This window comes from Psychromonas sp. SP041 (assembly GCF_000470315.2).
GTDB lineage: Bacteria > Pseudomonadota > Gammaproteobacteria > Enterobacterales > Psychromonadaceae > Psychromonas.
Genome location: NZ_CBRF02000013.1, coordinates 100361 through 118223, shown reverse-complemented (window position 1 = coordinate 118223; position 17863 = coordinate 100361). Strand labels below are relative to the sequence as shown.

At 34.8% G+C, this 17863-nt stretch carries 17 protein-coding genes; 14 read left to right on the top strand and 3 right to left on the bottom strand.

Annotation, left to right across the window (positions count from 1 at the left end):
• Positions 1 to 2169 precede the first annotated feature (2169 nt).
• From umuD to SP041_RS09395, 4 genes are all read left to right on the top strand, one after another.
• Positions 2170 to 2580 (top strand): translesion error-prone DNA polymerase V autoproteolytic subunit, encoded by a 411-nt coding sequence (umuD, locus tag SP041_RS09410; protein ID WP_137297663.1) that lies wholly within the window; start codon positions 2170 to 2172, stop codon positions 2578 to 2580.
• A complete protein-coding gene (locus tag SP041_RS09405) occupies positions 2580 to 3839 on the top strand; it encodes a Y-family DNA polymerase (RefSeq protein WP_137297662.1) in 1260 nt (419 codons plus the stop codon). The genes umuD and SP041_RS09405 overlap by 1 nt, the downstream gene beginning before the upstream one ends.
• A 340-nt stretch (positions 3840 to 4179) precedes the next feature.
• A complete protein-coding gene (locus SP041_RS09400; protein WP_137297661.1) occupies positions 4180 to 4461 on the top strand; it encodes a type II toxin-antitoxin system prevent-host-death family antitoxin in 282 nt (93 codons plus the stop codon).
• A complete protein-coding gene (locus tag SP041_RS09395) occupies positions 4442 to 4792 on the top strand; it encodes a type II toxin-antitoxin system RelE/ParE family toxin (protein WP_137297660.1) in 351 nt (116 codons plus the stop codon). The genes SP041_RS09400 and SP041_RS09395 overlap by 20 nt, the downstream gene beginning before the upstream one ends.
• 32 nt (positions 4793 to 4824) lie before the next feature.
• Here the strand turns inward: SP041_RS09395 and SP041_RS09390 are convergent, their stop codons facing one another.
• Together SP041_RS09390 and SP041_RS09385 are read right to left on the bottom strand one after the other, a co-directional pair.
• Positions 4825 to 5031, bottom strand: coding sequence for a hypothetical protein (locus SP041_RS09390; protein WP_137297659.1), 207 nt, complete (start codon positions 5029 to 5031; stop codon positions 4825 to 4827).
• A gap of 382 nt (positions 5032 to 5413) precedes the next feature.
• The gene (locus SP041_RS09385) at positions 5414 to 6622 is read right to left on the bottom strand and encodes a hypothetical protein (RefSeq protein WP_137297658.1); all 1209 of its coding nucleotides are present in this window, start codon (positions 6620 to 6622) and stop codon (positions 5414 to 5416) included.
• A 919-nt stretch (positions 6623 to 7541) separates the two neighbouring features.
• Here SP041_RS09385 and SP041_RS09380 point away from each other — a divergent pair.
• From SP041_RS09380 to SP041_RS09360, 5 genes are all read left to right on the top strand, one after another.
• Positions 7542 to 8123: a 2OG-Fe(II) oxygenase gene (locus SP041_RS09380; protein WP_205961190.1), complete on the top strand. Its 582-nt coding sequence runs from the start codon at positions 7542 to 7544 to the stop codon at positions 8121 to 8123.
• 248 nt (positions 8124 to 8371) lie between these two features.
• Positions 8372 to 9091, top strand: a complete 720-nt coding sequence (locus tag SP041_RS09375; protein ID WP_137297657.1) for an alanyl-tRNA editing protein — start codon at positions 8372 to 8374, stop codon at positions 9089 to 9091.
• An 8-nt stretch (positions 9092 to 9099) separates the two neighbouring features.
• Entirely contained in the window at positions 9100 to 9729 is a 630-nt protein-coding gene (locus SP041_RS09370; RefSeq protein WP_137297656.1) for a LysE family translocator, read from the top strand.
• 189 nt (positions 9730 to 9918) lie between these two features.
• The gene (locus SP041_RS09365) at positions 9919 to 10800 is read left to right on the top strand and encodes a DMT family transporter (RefSeq protein WP_137297655.1); all 882 of its coding nucleotides are present in this window, start codon (positions 9919 to 9921) and stop codon (positions 10798 to 10800) included.
• A gap of 57 nt (positions 10801 to 10857) precedes the next feature.
• Positions 10858 to 11298 (top strand): hypothetical protein, encoded by a 441-nt coding sequence (locus SP041_RS09360; protein ID WP_137297654.1) that lies wholly within the window; start codon positions 10858 to 10860, stop codon positions 11296 to 11298.
• Here the strand turns inward: SP041_RS09360 and SP041_RS09355 are convergent.
• Positions 11282 to 12019, bottom strand: coding sequence for a helix-turn-helix domain-containing protein (locus SP041_RS09355; protein WP_137297653.1), 738 nt, complete (start codon positions 12017 to 12019; stop codon positions 11282 to 11284). The two genes, SP041_RS09360 and SP041_RS09355, sit on opposite strands and share 17 nt — an antisense overlap.
• A gap of 803 nt (positions 12020 to 12822) precedes the next feature.
• Between SP041_RS09355 and SP041_RS09350 the strand changes: the two genes are divergently transcribed.
• From SP041_RS09350 to SP041_RS09330, 5 genes are all read left to right on the top strand, one after another.
• Positions 12823 to 13545, top strand: a complete 723-nt coding sequence (locus tag SP041_RS09350) for an endonuclease (RefSeq protein ID WP_137297652.1) — start codon at positions 12823 to 12825, stop codon at positions 13543 to 13545.
• Positions 13546 to 13762: 217 nt separating this feature from the next.
• A complete protein-coding gene (locus tag SP041_RS09345) occupies positions 13763 to 14545 on the top strand; it encodes a 5'-3' exonuclease H3TH domain-containing protein (RefSeq protein ID WP_137297651.1) in 783 nt (260 codons plus the stop codon).
• Between the two features lie 212 nt (positions 14546 to 14757).
• Positions 14758 to 15780: a ParM/StbA family protein gene (locus tag SP041_RS09340; protein ID WP_137297650.1), complete on the top strand. Its 1023-nt coding sequence runs from the start codon at positions 14758 to 14760 to the stop codon at positions 15778 to 15780.
• 9 nt (positions 15781 to 15789) lie between these two features.
• Complete coding sequence (locus tag SP041_RS09335) at positions 15790 to 16494, top strand: hypothetical protein (RefSeq protein WP_137297649.1); 705 nt, start codon at positions 15790 to 15792, stop codon at positions 16492 to 16494.
• A 57-nt stretch (positions 16495 to 16551) separates the two neighbouring features.
• A complete protein-coding gene (locus SP041_RS09330; protein ID WP_137297648.1) occupies positions 16552 to 17835 on the top strand; it encodes a hypothetical protein in 1284 nt (427 codons plus the stop codon).
• The last annotated feature ends 28 nt before the right edge of the window (positions 17836 to 17863 follow it).

Sequence of the window (17863 nt, the reverse complement as noted above, 5' to 3'; positions counted from 1 at the left end):
TATTGGTTCAACTCGTAGCTGTTACTTTTATTAAATTGGCTGTGCCAAATAGTGTCGGCGTTCTGACAGTTTTTCATTAGTGATTCAATTCGTAGTCGTTAATTTCACAAATTGATTGCGCTAAATAGTGTCGGTTTTCCGACAACTTTCCATTAGTGGTTCAACTCGTAGCTGTTACTTTTATTAAATTGGCTGTGCCAAATAGTGTCGGCGTTCCGACAACTTTTCTTTATTGGTTCAACTAAGAGCAGTGAATTAAATGAAATAGGACGGTCTAAATAGTGTCGGTGTTCCGACAATTCTTGAACTGGAGCTTTAATTATTTGGAGCAATTATAGATATTGGATATAACAAAGTGTCGGAGTTCCGACAACTTTCCATCAGTGGCTCAATTCGTAGCTGTTACTTTTTTTAAATTGGCTGTGCCAAATAGTGTCGGCGTTCCGACAGTTTTTCATTAGTGATTCAATTCGTAGTCGTTAATTTCACAAATTGATTGAGCAAAATGGTGTCGCGTTCCGACAATTATTCTTTATTGGATCAACTCAAAGTAGTGAATTAAATATAATAGAATGGCATAAATAGTGTCGGTGTTCCGACAACTTTTCTTTACAGGAACAATTCAAAGCAGTGAATCTAATAAAATAGAATAGCCTAAATAGTGTCGGCGTTCCGACAGTTTTTCATTAGTGATTCAATTCGTAGTCGTTAATTTCACAAATTAATTGTGCCAAATAGTGTCGGTTCTCCGACAACTATTCTTTATTGGATTTACTCAGAGTAGTGAATTAAATATAATAGAATGGCATAAATAGTGTCGGTGTTCCGACAACTTTTCTTTACTGGAACAATTCAAAGCAGTGAATCTAATAAAATAGAATGGCCTAAATAGTGTCGGTGTTCCGACAACTTTTCATTAATCAATCAATTCAAAGCTGGTAATTCTACAAATAGATTGTGCTAAATATTGTCGAATTTCCGACAACTGGTGACCAGGTGTTTTTATCACGCGGAGCAATTATAGATATTGGATAAAAAAAGTGTCGGCGTTCCGACAACTTTTCTTTAAAAAATCTACTCAAAGCCGCGAGCTAAATAAAATAGAATGGCAAAAATTAGTGTCGGAGTTCCGACAACTTTGTATCAGACATTTAAATCACGCGGAGAATTCACAGATATTCGATAAGACGAAGTGTCGGCGTTCCGATAACTCCCCACAAGGCGCTTAAATCAAACGCTGTGCAATTACAAAAAGGACATAAGGCAAAGTGTCAGTATTCCGATAAACCCATTCTGTCGCTTTAGTTGCGTGCTGTGAAATCACAAACATCAGCAGCTAATAAATCAATACATAAAGCAATGAAGTCGAGGTAAAGACATGTGAAATTAGTTGTTCCTAATTTTGTTGGCTATCTATCAACAAGAGTAAACTCTCTCTTTTAAGTAAATAATAGTGAATTAGATAGAACATTACTGTTCGTATTTGTTCAAAGGGGCAGGGGGGTTAACTATGTTGATTTTCACCAACTAGAATTAGTAGGGCAAATAGAAGTGCAAAGGAGTGAGCAACCTGGATAATATAAGGTGTCGGACTTTCGACAACCTTGGCCAAAGACTTTAAATCAAGTGGGAAGCCATTATAGATATCATATAGAAGAAAGTGTCTGACTTCGTACCGTTTAGATTTTGGATATAAAATAATGAATGAAATGTTATAAAGTTTCGTAAAACTAAGGGCCGTGTGTTGTCGAGTCACAAGTGCATAGGGCATTAATTAAAATTCTGAAAGGGCACTAATAAATTTAGCAAACCTTTTAGGAGAGAAGGGGGGGTAGGGGATAAAACTGTCGGTTTTCCGACAACAAAAATCCGAATTTGCCCAATTAATGAGCCATGTATCCTTATTTTATTTACAAATTGCGATACATTGGCGTGATAATTGTCATTTTATGAAATAAATTCGTTTATTTAATTTAACGATTAAAAAATATTAAATTAGGCTTTTAATTGTTATATCTTAAATAAATACGAATTTACAAGTTATAATTATTAATTTAATTTTTACCTCCGCTAAATATAATTTTATTAGTGGGTTTTTATTAGAGGCGGACTTGATGTTATGGGGCTCTAGATTATAATAGAACTGTGTTTATATACAGTTAGGTTTTTATGAGATTCATTCCAATTACAGCAAGTGCGGGAATTACTGGCTTTGAAAGTCCCGCTAACGACTACATTCAATTACCCTTAAGTTTAGACGCTTTATTGGTCGATCATCCCAGTGCAACTTTTATTGGGAAGGCGAATGGAGACTCCATGATAGGTGTTGGCATATTTAGTGGAGATATCTTAATCGTTGACCGCCATGTAACAGCAAAAACTTCAGATGTTATTGTCGCAAATTTAAATGGCGAGTTCGTTTGCAAAATAATCGATATCAAAGGACGTCTTTTATTGTCGGCAAATAAAAAATACAAAACCATTCTGATTAATGAATGTGATCAGTTTTCAATTGAAGGTGTGGTTATACGTTCCATTAGATGTCATCGTCATAGCCTCGTTTTAGAGGCCCATACTTAATGTATGCTTTAATCGATGCCAATTCTTTCTACTGTAGTGCTGAGCAGGTCTTTAGGCCTGAATGGAGATGCAAGCCTATAATTGTTTTGTCAAACAACGACGGGTGTATCGTAGCTGCAAATAAACAAGCACTTGAATTAGGAATTAAAAAGTTCCAGCCTTTTTTTAAGGTTAAATCCCTCTGTGAACATTACGGGGTTATCGTTTGCTCATCTAATTATGAGCTATATGCTGACCTATCCCATAAAATGATGCAGGTGATTGGAAGGTTTGGACCAGAACAGTATATATATTCGATTGATGAATCTTTCTTAAACCTGAATGAATGCAACAAGGCTATACCTGACTTAATGCTTCATGGGCAAAAAATACGACGAGCGGTTTGGAAAGAAAATCGACTTCCAGTTTGTGTTGGAATAGGAAAAACACTTACTTTAGCTAAGGTGGCCAATCATGTTGCTAAGAAGTGGCCAGGCTTTAATGGCGTTTGCGTGTTTGATGATGAAAAATTAAAAAAGGAAGTTTTTGAGCAATTATGTCCTGGAGATGTATGGGGGATTGGCAGAAAAACTAACGAAAAACTAAAGCAAAATGGTATTACAAATGTTTGGCAACTCAGTAAAGCAGATGTAAAAAATTTACCTGCAGCAGGATTTAATGTTGAGCTAGAACGAACGATCAGAGAGCTTAATGGTATACCCTGTAAAAATTGGGACAGTGTAAGGGCTGACAAAAAACAGATATTTTCAACTAGAAGTTTAGGGGAAAGGATTAATGATCGTGAAAGTTTAAATCAAGCTCTTGCAAAACATGCGGGCATTGCAGCAGAAAAAGCAAGAAAGCAAGGCCTAGTGTGTTCAGCACTAATGGTTTTTTCGGCGAACAGTCCTTTTGATCATAACCCATGTAGCTTTAAGTTTTTGACACAATTTTATCCCGCTACAAATAATACTGCTCACTTACTTAAAGCAATAAGTGAAAATATCCACCTCCTTTATAGACCAGGTGTTTCTTACCACAAGATAGGAGTTGGTTTAATCGAACTGTCAAGCGAAAGCCATATGCAATGGGACTTATTTAATCCTCCTCAAACTAATGCGCCGTTAATGAATGTTCTAGATAAAATTAACGAACGATACGGAAAAGATAGTGCTTTTTTTGTAGCGCAAGGGACACAGGAAAAGTGGGGTATGCGTCGAGACCTATTAACACCTCAGTACACAACAAATTGGAATCATGTTCCGATAATTTCTTGCTAACAATCTTGCAATTACCTTTTTCATTCATACCTTTCAGGTATTAGACTTTTAAAGTAAGTATCTGACTTTCTGATTTCGTGGAAGATAGTTGAGATATAGCTATGGGTTATTTCATAAGTGAAGTCATTCCTATGTACGTTTTCATGCATCAAAACAAAGGAGACTATATTTAGGCTTTATTTGAACCTATGAGCGTGGCGTGTTATAATCATATTGTTGATTGAAATTATATTGTGATGTCTGTACTGCAGACTGCATCATTAATTATCAAGGACTTCTATGGAGCGCTTTATGGTGATAACTAACATAATGCGCTTCTTAATAACCAAGGGGACAAGTTATGCATGTGGAAACAGTAAGTTTTTTGAAAAAAAATGCAGCGAATCTTCCGTTAGAAGAGCCGTTGATAATTACACAGAATGGTAAACCTGCTTACGTTATTGAATCCATTGCGGAAAGAGAGAAACGTGAAGAGGCGATTGCTCTTTTAAAGCTTGTTAGCTTCGCTAAAAACGATATGCAAGCAGGCAGTGTAATTTCATCAAGCTCTTTTAAGGATCGGTTAGCACAACGTAAACAAACCCTAAAAGAAGCAACCAATTATGATTCAAACAGTAATTGAATACACCGAGACCTTTAGTAATTCTACAGACCTTGCTATTACACATTTTTCACTATGGAATGATGAAATCAGAGTTTTAGACAAGATAGAAGATACAATTAATATCTTTGAGGATAGCGTTAGCGCCAACCCTTTGATTTACTCCGTCTCAGCAAGCCTTTTTGATATAGCTGGCTTAACGAGCATTCGCGAAGCGAATATAAATGGTTATAGGCTTTTGTATGAACTAAATGAGCGTGATAATAGAATAATTATAACTGCTCTTCTTTTATTAGGAGAAAGGCAATCTATTAAAGAACAGCTTGTTAAGCACTGTTTAATGTACAAATAAACCCTAATTATCCGCTTAATGGCGGATTGGTTTTAGTTTTGGTCGTCATTCCATGAAGGACAAACATTAAAGAGCGTTTCGTGAACGCTCTTTTTCAGTTCACCGTTATTGCTTACAGCACTGCCAACTGCAGCATACCAAACATATAAATAATCCGTATCTCGTTGACCATCGTTACCTTCCGTTCTGTCATTAAGAACATCATTAATTATACAAAACGAGTGTTTGTTAGCATTCATCTCTAGCTCGCTTTGGGGCTCATTGCGACTTAGAAAGTCATAAATTGTAACTAAGATTCTCCGGCCATAACAACTAAAGTTAGGGGGATTCCTTTATTGAAGTGTCCTGATTATTTAAACCAGTACATATTTGATTTTAATACTAGGACAAAAATAAAAATAAAAATAAATAGAAGAGTTAACTAAGATCTTTTTTGTTCAAAGACAAGTTATGAATGTGATCAAGCTCTTAGCGATAGCGTAAAAGAAAGCAGTAGAAGCACGGCCATTCAAACCATTTCCAAGCATCGTGTATTGGTCTTTCTTCGCTTTAACACCGTCGACTAAATCAATGGCGATATATGCACCAAATAAAAGTAACTTGGTGCAAACGCATCAAAACCTAGTTATTTTGCTTTGTTAGAATACCCGTAGCTTTATCATCTTTACCATCTTTATCATCTTTACCATCTTTATCATCTTTATCATCTTCATCATAAACAATTACTAATTCATTCCGATTTGATTTGTTAATATAAAGGTTTATCTTTCGATTATTAAGGCACTTTTTGTGGCCATAAGTTAGCACCTCTTCAAACGAAAGCATATTTAAATCACTGTGTTTTAACTTTAAATCACCACCACACTTAAGCGACGGGTATTTAATTTTAAAAGATCCATTATTTATTGTTAAATCGATAGTCCACGAATGACCATTTGCTTCATTTGCTTCATTGGCTTCATTTCCTTTCCCAGCCCAAACGCCTTTAAAACCCTTATCAACAAACTCTGCAACAGTAAGTCTACTGCTATGATTTTCATTAGAACCATAAGCATTATTAATCATATGATCTATCTGCTCAGTTGCCGACAAATCTTTATTTTGTGTACCATAATAATTTAAATACTTACTTAACCTCTTAAGTGCGGGTGAGGTTACCTTGTATACATTTAAACCATATTTCTTTTCATTTTCTAATACGCGCTTATTAATATAATCAGCATTTCCATCTACATAGTATGTACGTGTTGCAGCTGCGAATTCTGCGAATAATTCATATAGATAATCGCTATAACTATCGTTATAATTATTGCGCGGTTTATGAACCTCTCCAAAAATAAGATTCTTAACCTTTACATGCTTAAATAAGATTTGGCTGAAGCAATGGCCTAGTTCATGATCAAATGTCGTGTCAGTTATTCCTGTATTATAAACAATGATACATTCATAGGGAGTTTCCTTGCTCTTAACTTGAAATACATTAGTTATTGCATTTATATGCGACGAAGACTTTAAACTTTCTGCTTGAGCATTTATATAAAGATGATTATATGCAGGTAAGAATTCCTTATTTTCGTCGTAATACTCAAGCTTAGGCACCTTTTTTAATGCTACCTTTCCATTTGCTCCATTGAATGCATTAATACCTTTAATGTATTCGCTGGTTTTGCTATCAATTGTTTCTTTTGCCAGCTCAATTACTATTACATTTGCAACGTCTGCTGGTACGATTAATTTTGCTCTTTCGTTGTATTCATCGATAGATTTCGCCATAGAGTTACCTACAAACAGAGTTGATAAACTTATTATTAGAGCGAGAGATTTCTTCATTGAATTTTTCCATAAATAATTTGAAGTAAAAAATGGCACCATAAAAAAAATAGTACTCCGATAGCGTACATATCAGCAAAACAGAAATTTGAAGTTTGCAAGCTTGCGAAATTTTAGGGTTAAAATTAAATCCTTCTTTCCCTGGACGCTCTCGATTATTGGTTAACCTCTCCGAAAAAACCTCCATTTCAGACAAATCATTGCCGATGCATCTTTCAAGATACTGTTTTGATGCGGTAATTTTAGAGTAAATGAAGCGCAATACAACATTTAACGAAAATTTGCTTTATAAGTCATGTAAATTTTATTTAAGCTTAAATATTTAATAATAAAGTTATATTGTATTTTTAATGGGGTTTATCATGGGTGTAACGCGGTAGAAAAGAGGATCGCTCAGGGCTTATAAGAAAATCTTTGGTCAGAACATCAACGTTGCTTTACAAAGTAATGCCATGCAGAAAAACAACAAGCTATTTTTAAACAAAAAACTTAAACAGGCTTTAAAAAGAGGTCAGATAGGGTGCTGTCAACTTAAGGCCAAATAACAAATTTAGCTGTGAAATACGGTTCACTCCACAACGATATATTAATAGGTTACTTTTAAATTTTTAGCTGTTATTGGTTCAAATTACCTTAAGTTGACAATACCGAAAATATGTAAATTCATATAAACAATTGTTAATGGCTATTTTTTGTAAATATTTGTTTTGTTTTCAACATTGCAGATATCTTAAGCAGTTAATATTCTAAGCTAGTTGTTAGCGTCGAGGGGTCCAAACATACCTATAGGGAACCAATCAAAATTTAAGGTTATTTGAATAATTCAAAGTTTATTTTTTTATTTAAAATTAATTCGTATTTTATTTCAACTGAGTAATTACTTAGCATACAAGCAACTACATTAACGCTAGGTAATCAGATGCCTCAATTAAACATCAGTGCAGCACTTTCTCTCCAGCCACAAGACAACATTATTGCTACCAATGAATTAGAAAAATGGCATTTAGATGGCTTATTCAATCGAACCATTGATGCGGTGCGAATTAAAGGATATTTCTGCAAACAAGTCTCTGCAGATATCTCGGATAAAATAAGAAGAAGTAAATTTTTTGGTAGTTACGCCAACGCTCCTAAAATTGGTCGAATTGGTCAAGCTTTCTTTGAGTGTCAGAACGATGAACAATCACTTAACCGTTACCGCGAGTTCTCTAAAGTGTGGATTAAGGAAATGAGGAAAGAAGTTAGCCCATTTCTTTCTCCAATTGACCGATTCAGATTGGAATTAAGCGATTTATGGCCTAGTCATTGTAACTTAGCTGAAATTGAAGGACATAAGCTTTTCGCAGGTTTAGTTCGGGAGTTTAAAGAAGGCTCTTACGCTGAGCCCCATAATGATGTATTCAGTTGGGATTTAATGAATGAAATGAAAACTAATATCAGCAACCAACTTGCAGCTAATGTCTATTTAGAGACGTCAGAACAAGGGGGTGAGTTGAGATGATGGCATGAATGGCCTGAGACAAAAGAAGAATACAATGAAATTCGTATTGAAGGAAGTTATGGCGTAAAGGAAGATCATTTGAATAACGGCTATCTTGAGATTACACCAGAAACAGGTGAGTTAATTTTATTTAACCCTGCGCGTATTCATTCTGTTGAGAATATCGTCAAAGGGGGCAAGGCTAACATGGTCTTGCTTCATTGGTTTAGAGGACGAATCAAAAGCCTTACAATTATGGAGTTAACCCTATGAACAAATACCTTTCAAATACTTATTTAGATGTAAGTGCCGCAACAATTACTAATATAGTTCACATGGATGATTCTATTGCTGTGTATTGTGACGACACTATTTTTTATCCTCAAAGTGGTGGGCAACCTTGTGATTTAGGATATATGACCATCGATGGCCTAGACCATATGGTGGATTATGTTGAAATTACAGAATTAGGGGTAGCTCATTTAATGAAAGCTAACTCCATGAACAAAGAATGGTTAGGGGAAAAATGTATTCAAAACATTAACATGGGACGTCGTATTTTTAATGCTAAATCACATACAGCAGGCCATCTTATATCCCATATATTTGAAAAAATGAACAATAATTTATCTCCCATTAAAGGGCATCATCACCCTGATTCCTCATATATTGAATTGATAGAAAGTGAAAGGTCTAATGATAGTTTTTCTCTAGAGCTTATTAGTCTGGAAATTCAGAAACTTACTAAGGAAAACTCAAGAGCCGTTCAATCTATCGAATTAAACTTATCAGAAGTTCAATCACTCCGGCCTTTATTAAGTAAATTTATTCCTCAAACTACAAAAATTAGAATGGTTGCCATTGATGGGTTTTTACCCGTTCCATGTGGGGGCACTCATGTTTCTAATACATCTGAGTTGAGTAACCTAAAAATCACACGTATTCGTCGTAAGAAAGATCGTATTAAAGTAAGTTATTCAATAAATTAGGAGTCAGTATGGATTTTACAGCAGCATTGTTATCAATATTGACCATTCACTTAATGGCCTCTATTTCACCAGGGCCTGATTTTGCTGTCGTTTCACAAACGACTTTGCTTAAAGGGCGCAAGGCTGGTGTAATTTGCGGCATAGGTGTTTGTGTAGGAATACTGTTTCACATCTCTTATTCTTTAACTGGGTTAGCAGTGATCCTGCATAACTCTAGGTTTTTAACTCAAATTATTGGACTAGTTGGAGGGTGCTACCTCATGTATCTAGGTTATAAATCTATAAAAGGTTCTTTTTTAAAAAGTAGCCACTTATCTAACTTAGATAATAAAAATACTACTTCAACTTCTGCATTTTTTAGTGGTCTCATGGTTAATGTTTTTAATCCCAAAGCAGCCATTTACTTTATTTCATTATTTTCAGTTGTCGTTTCTCCTTCAATGGAGGTTGAAAAGCTTTTTTTAATTATTGCCTTAATAATTTCAGTCCAAATGAGCTGGTATTTTACGTTTATTTTTATTGTCACTCTTCCGAGAGTAAAGGTGTTGTTTGACAGCAAGGTTTACTTAATTGACCGGTTACTTGGAGGGCTTATGTTATTGATGGGGATTTACATGTTTATTTCTTATCTATTTTAACAAACAGTTAAACAACAAACTAAATCTTGTCTGACTCAAGCAATATTCCTTTGTATGCTATTGGAGGTCCTGCCACAGGAGAGGTTCCTATAACTAACTATGTCCGCTCATCAGCTACACAGGCAAAAAAAATAGTTGACGACATTGCTTTTTCTTTTCGAAAATCAGATAAAAGGCTACTTAATCATTATGTGTAAATATAAGGAAATTATTGCTTTTTGTATCTTCTTTTCTATTTCATTTGTTTTTATGTCAAAAGTCGTAAAAAATGTTGATCCAATAGTTTCTACATTTATTACCTATGGGATAGCTACAGTTTTTTTTACTCTGATTAATATAAAAAATCTAAGGGAAACATTAAATATTCTATTAAGAGAAAAAATGCTTGTATTTAAAATTAACATTTCTACTCTTATGAACACATTATTAGCGTTCTATGTTGTTTTATATATTAGTCCAATAGCTTACATAATCGTTTTTTTCTCTGGTCTTTCATTCTTTAATTCTCTATATAATTATCGAGATGTTAGATCTTTAGAAATGACGATAAACATGTTGGCTATTAGTCTCGCAGTATTCATATCATTCTTGATGTCTAATGCAAACTTAGTCGACACAATAACAGGTGTTACTTTAACACTTACCTCAACAGTCTTTGCCTCTTTCTATATGAGAGAAAGTGCCATGCTCCATACTAAAACAGATATATCAGTTCCACAGATCCTTTCAATTCGCTTCTATTTGGTAATAGTTTTGTGTGGTTTTTACAGTGTCTATTCGATTAGCCATCAAAGTATTAGCACCAGTGATTTGTCATTACTATTTTTGATTTCAGTAACAGGGAGCATTGTTCCTTTGTTTTTAATGCAAAAATCAATAACAACTTTGGGCCCTAAGTTAACTGCTCAATTTACTCCACTTACTCCAATTTTGTGCTTGATGTTTATGGCACTCATAGAAAAACAGCATTTCTCTATTTTAGAAATCAGTTTAACATTTTTAATTGCGTTAGTGATGTTGTGCCAATTAATTTTAAAACCAAATAATATTAAGGATAAGAACGATGAATAAGGCAATTATATTTCTTTCTACTAGACAGCTAACCCAAGTAAATTTTCAACCCTGCCTTTGAATGGTTATGACTTATTACTTATCGCCTCAAAAGAGGAGCATCTTGGCTTACCCAGTACAATCTCATCTTGTTTTTCACACAAGTATACTGTCTCTATCGAAGCTAATGACGGAGTGATTATTGAATACAATACTGAAGAAATTTTCTCGATAGTAAAGCCAATTAGAGATCAGTATGCTGAAGTTTATTTTGTTAGTTTTGACGAAGGTTGCGTAGAGCTGACAGATTCATTGCGCCAAAATATAAGAAATAGTGAAAATTTAGAGCGATTTAGAGATAAAATTACTATGAAAAAATGGCTCAAAGACAAAAACGTACCAATACCATTATTTCTTGATGCTTTACCTGAAAACTCTAGCTTCAGTAAAGTTTGTGAAACTGTGGGATTGCCATTTGTAATTAAACCTGTTTTTTATCAAACTAATCTAGAAGCGTAACTGCTTGAATAACCTGTTTTAAAATAAATTGAAGTTCGTTTTTATAGTCTGCTCTAAATTTTTCATCAGACAGGCTATCTCCAACCCTCCAATAAATAGCATAAAGGAGTACTTTCGTTATTTTCTCTCTTAGATCAATCAATTCAGCGCTATTACCTGGTGTGGAATACTGACTAAGAAATGAATGGTAACAATCATTCATTCTATTGAAGTTATTAATTACGATATCTTGCGATGGTTTAATGTATGTGAATCCACTCTTATCTTGTACAATACTTACAGATTTAGTGTAGATAATGCAATCATCAATGATCAGCGTAATTTCTTTTAAAAAAGCACTTTTATTATATTCGTTATTATCTTCTTCCTGAACTGACAACCACTTGTTAGATATCTTATAACCTAGCCCTCTTACAGTGACAATAAAGTCTTCTACCATCACGCTTTTTAAAAGAGTTCTTACTTTAAATATATACTTATTTGCAATTATGCTATTTGAGCAATCATCCATGTGGTATTTTGATTTCTGTTCTTTAATTAAATTCGCTATCGTTTTGTAACTAATCACAGAGGTTTTTAAAGTCAAAAGCTGTATAAAAACAGCGAAAACGGCTGAATCTTGTATAAATAATTCACGCCCTGAAGAACTTAAAGTTTTGAGGTGGGTGTCTAAGGTTATTAATTTAGTCGTTTCGATGTTTTTGAATTTTATTAGGCTCATTACAACTCCAGGCTCCATCTGTCCACGAAAAGTGTTTTATTAAAATCTAATCAAGTAAATATAAGGAATAGTAGCATTACTTTATGACTTCAATATAACAAGAGTTTTTTATTGGACCTACGTATTACGTTAATTAGATCAAATTTAGTTAACTGCATGAAAAAATATAAAATATTATTTCCGCAACGCCATGGGTCGAGTCTTACCTTTTGCTATTATGAAGATGAGAACGAGTTAAGTTTTTTATCTGTCTCGCCTTTCGGCGAAAGTCACCAGATACTCCTCTTTACTATCTGCATAACTTCTACTTTTACAAAAGTCGAAGCATTACGCCAAGCTTTAGCAAAACATGCTCGCATTACATCAGTAAAACTAAGAGAACAAAGCTCTATATGCGTTATATCGATGGTCTTTATCACCAATAGTCTGCTTAATAAATAACACAAAAATACAAATTTATACACAATTTTTGCCCTGCAGCGAATGACACATCTCATTTTCTCAAAGCGATAAGTGAAAATATCAATCTTCTTTTTGATTCAAGCATTTCTTATTATAAAATAGGGATTGGTTTCATAAGGCCATCAACAATGGAGCTTGCTTATTCTACAACAGAAAATGCCTCGCCGATGAATGTGCTTGAAAAACTAATCGACACTATGAAACAAATAGTGCTTTTTATGGCACAAGGAATAGATGAGAATGGGCTATGAGGCCAAAGTTACTGACATCTCAATACAAGACCAACTGGAAGCATATTCCACATATATCTTATTAAACAATTACCCTAAAAGGATTTTTTAATGAAAACGATCGCCACTATAATAATTCTATCTTTGTTTTCATTCGAGGCAACAGCGAAAAATGAAACAAACCAATCATTCAGTAAGGCTAAGAAACAGCTAGAAACAGGAGTCTATTCAGATAATCGAGTTACGCTTTATTGTGGAGCCTCATTTGATGCCAAGAAGAACATCACTCCACCAACGGGTTTCCACACTGATAAATATATAAAGCGCTCTAAGCGAGTCGAATGGGAGCATATCGTTCCAGCGGAAAACTTCGGTCGAACATTCAAAGAATGGCGTGATGGGGATGCATTGTGTGTCAGTAGTAAAGGCAAGTCATTTAAAGGGCGTAAATGCGCAGAAAAAGTGAATAATGAATATCGCTATATGCAAGCAGATATGCACAATTTGTTCCCGGCGATTGGGGCTGTGAATGCACTGAGAAGCAATTATAACTTTCAGATGCAGCCAGGAGTGGAAAGTGACTTTGGTAGTTGCGCTATGAAAATAAATGACAGAAAGGCTGAGCCGCCTGTTGATGCTCGTGGCCGAATTGCCAGAGCTTATCTCTATATGGATGAGGCCTATTCAAGATATAACATGAGTAGTTCACAAAAACAGTTAATGACTGCTTGGGATAAAATGTATCCGGTGAGTGCTTGGGAGTGTATGCGCGAAAAAAATATTGCAGACATTCAAAAAAACAATAATATTTTTGTACAAAGGGGTTGTGAATAGAGGGTAACAATTTGGGCCATTTAAAATGGTCCAAGTCAACTTTTCTGTTAATTTGTAAATCAGAATTTTTCACAAACTTTGTGATTGTCAAAATTTAACTAAAATTGCTGCAGACCGAAATAATAATGATCACTATTTTTTAAAAGTCCACTTTAAACAACATTGACCAAAAATTCTATTTATGTTATATTTTGTATATATAATAAAGGAATAGAAAATGAAAATATTACTTATCGATTCAAATTTAATTTTTGGAAGTATGCACTATCTCCTACTCAAAGATGGTGAAATTAATCCTACTGTATTTTTTGACCGTTGCCTAAAAGTCATTAAAAATTCGATTAATGACCTGAAACCAACGCATGCTTTGTTTTGTCTAGATGACTTATCTCGTTCGGAGAAAAAAATCACATGCCCAGAATATAGGCTTGATTCCTTTTCACTGCCTTTGGAATTCCTACCTTTATTGCCTAATTTTATAGAAAATCTTAAATTAATTAGTGTTAAATCGTTAAGTGTATCATTCTCTGAGTCACATGATATCGCCGCGACAATGGTCTCAAAGTCACGAAATGCTTCACTAGAAGCAAGTTATACACTGATGTTTTCTGATAAACGACTCTACTCGTTAATTGGAGATGATTTGATTATGTACAACCCATTTGGTGTTAATAATAAAAAATATTTCAGGCAGGAATCTTTAAGAGATGTGAGCGAATTAAGTGTATCAGCATGGTCGGATTTCATTGCACTAGCTGGATACAAAAGCAGGGGAATAAAAGGCGTTAGTGGTGTTGGTAAGAAGAAAGCGGAGAGCTTAATCTTTCAATATGGCTCTATTGACAACATGTTAAACAACATTGATTCTATTGAAATCAAAAAAGAAAGTAACACTGAATCATTTAGACGAGAAGTCGAGAGAGCACGATACCTTGTCAGCCTAAATTCTGGACTGCCTTTAGGAATAAACCTCAATCAAATAATATGCAATGCCGTATAGCAAAACGCCTCCTTTGCCTTTGCAGAGGAGGGATGCTTTACTTCCACATTCGAATCCCTTCATCAATAAGTCCCAAAATTTAACAAATTAAAATTGTTCATTTGTATTTCCTTATTATTTACCAGTTAGCCTTAAATATAATGACTAAATTAAAATTTAAATGTATAGTATAGTGTTTTTTGAGGTGTATAAAAATAATAAAGAGGTACAGAATGACTGACAAAATTAATGACGATATTATTTACGGTGGCGTTGATGATGGTCATGATGAAACCAAAGTCGTCTTAAGCAATGGTTTTGAATGTAAAATTAAATCACAAGCTAAATCGGGTGAACTGAATCAAATATCAATTGGTGATTCAGACAAAACTGTTTTCTCTTATCAAACAAATAAGGGCGAGTATATTATTGGTGACATTCGTGAATCAGACGTCACATCATTCGATGATTATCCGATTAGCGCAATGAACAGAGTTATCGTAACTCATGCATTAAGAAAAGCGGGCCTTAAAGCAGGGCAAAAGGTTTCTATTTGTTCTGGCCTGCCCATTAACCGGTTCTACAAAGGCGGAGAAATCAATCAAAAGTTAGTTAAAGCTAAAAAAGCAAACTTGTTAACTAATGATGTTTATTCTAATGATGGCCAACTACTCCATAAAATTGTTAACCACGATGTTGTTTCAGAAGGTATTGCAGCCTGGTTTGATATCATCTTTGAAAGACAGCCAGACAATTCGTTAGTTAAAAACGAACAAAAAGTAATGGAACGTATTGCCATTATTGATATTGGCGGCAGAACTACTGACATTGCAGTAATCAAAGCTGGTAATTTAGATCGTGAACGTTCAGGCACAATTGATATTGGTAATCTGAATGTACGAGAATCTGTTTTTGAGATGATCTCAGATAAATTCGATGGAATTTCTGCAACCAATGAACAAATGAACGAAGTAATGACTGATGGTCGAATTAAGTTATGGGGCCAATATCATAGCGTGAGCATCATGCTTGAAAATTCAAGAAGAATGATTGCATCTAGAATAGAAGCTAAGGCTAAAAAATTACTTGGTAGTGCTGCAGACATTGATAGAGTCGTATTTGTTGGTGGAACAGTTATTGACTTAACATCATTCATTGTCGGCTGGTTTAAAAACCAAGAGATTGCATCAAACCCTGGGAAAGCAAATGCAAATGGCATGTGTAAGTTTTCAGAGGTTATGGCACTAACAAAGTAGAATATTTAAATGCGTAGACGATACCAGCTTAATCTTCAAACAGAGAGTGAACTTGAATCTGAACTTTCTGACTACCTTGAAAGGCACCCTCAAGGTTCTAAGAGGTCAGAAGAAATCAGGCGGTTTTGTCTTATTGGCTTTCAAATGATGATAAAAGGTAAAACAGAAGAAGAATCTGTCATTAATTCTTATGATCCTGGTCTACAAAGAGTTATTTCCAATTATGCTAAATCTGAGCAGAAAAGAAACCAGGACTCAAGTCAAATATCTGAGCTAATAAACTTACTTAAAAATAAAGGTAAGTCTCAAGAAGAAATACTGCTTGAGCAACTATTATCAGGAAAAAGCAATGATAGTGACATTGTTTCTTCTTTAGCTCAGATGTTATCTGGTACGGATTCATCGAAAGACTTAAAAACCTGTGACTCTCCGCCTCCAAATGAAAACAAAGCTCCGAGTAGAAGCATTGAAACGACTATCGATGAACATGAGAAAGCGGAAGTGCCTAACGACGAAACTAATGTGGCAGGGAGTTCTTCAACGTTAACTAAGCGCTATACACCTAGTGTTAATGCTATTAATGAAGAAGTAAACGCATCTATTCCAGAGATTGAAGATGTTGATATACTTTCAGATGAACCACCATTGGATTTCCTTTTAGAAGATGAAGAAAATTCTGACATTGAAGATCCACTTGCGAGACTTGGATTCTAGATTGACCGTAGCTCATAAACTGATATATTAACTAGAAAAACAAACTAGGTATATAATATGTCCAGCAGCTACGAAAAGTCTAACAGCTCTGAATCTTTTTTATTCATAATCGGCCTTGGGGCTGCAATTGTCTTCCTTGGAATAAAGTATAATTTCGAGTATGTTATTTTACTCTGGAAGTATATCAGGCTAGCGTTTCTTTACCCGTTTACTTGGATACCTGACTGGCTTCCTTTTTATGGAAAACTAGAAATAGATAGGGCGTTTAATTATATTTTAGAAACGCCCTTCACTGACATCATGCCTATAACGGCAAAAAGAATAGATCTACATTATTTAACGTGGCTTTCATGGGTTCCTGGTTCCATCATGTTTTACTGGGGATTTAAAAGACTTTTGTCTTCAGGAAAACTATCACACCGCTACAATATGGAAGAACTTCTCGTTAAATTTGGAACAATTTACGGGGACCTGGCGCCATACCTAAATGATGATCCCCTTACAAAACCTCTTATTTTTAAAAGGGCTCAAAAATCTACCCATCAATGGGCCATGTCAATATCTCCAAGAGACTTTAGCTTAATGAATCCCCCTTTAGGCTTGGAAAAGAAATCGACTAAAAACAAGCTATTAAATGCCCCTATATGGGACGGAGACAAAAGTTTCGATCATGATTTAGCAGAAAGGGCTTTTAATGCACAGCTAGGCAAAAGCTTTACTGGCATACAACACTTATCTAAAAATGAAAGGATAGTCTTCGAAAAATTGACCAGCTTTTTGTCTATCTCGTTAGAAGACAGGGTGAGTCATTTTAAGTCTATTGCATTGCCATTACTAAAAGCTAAAAACGTTAAGGCTACGTCTACAAGCTCTTTATCGTCTGGAATGCTCAAGCTAAAAAAATTAATTGAAGAGGATATAGCTAAAGAAAAAGAGTTAGCCGTAGCCAAAAAATTAAAATTTAACCCTAAAAAATATATGCAGGTTAATAGAATTGAAAAGTTCGTTACAGACAGCGCATTAGAAAAATTATTTAAGCTAATAAAGTCGGAAAGCGTCATGACTTCACACGCATTTACTAGGTGCGGAATGATGAGATTGCTAGAAGTATCTAGAGAGAGTGGGGTGGTTGCCTCTGAGCAATTTAGGTGGCTTAAGAAAATAGACAGAACGCTTTGGTTTGGATTGTCAACAATGGGAAGAAAGGTTTCCTTTGTTGAATCTGCAGGCCCATTAGCTCACTTGCTTCTAGAGATCGATATCGGCAGACCTATTTCTCACCCTGTTACCTCTGAAGCGGTTAATGGCTTGTATATAGCCCTAGAGTGTGACGCAGAGTAATCAACATTAACAGTCTCAACAAAAATAA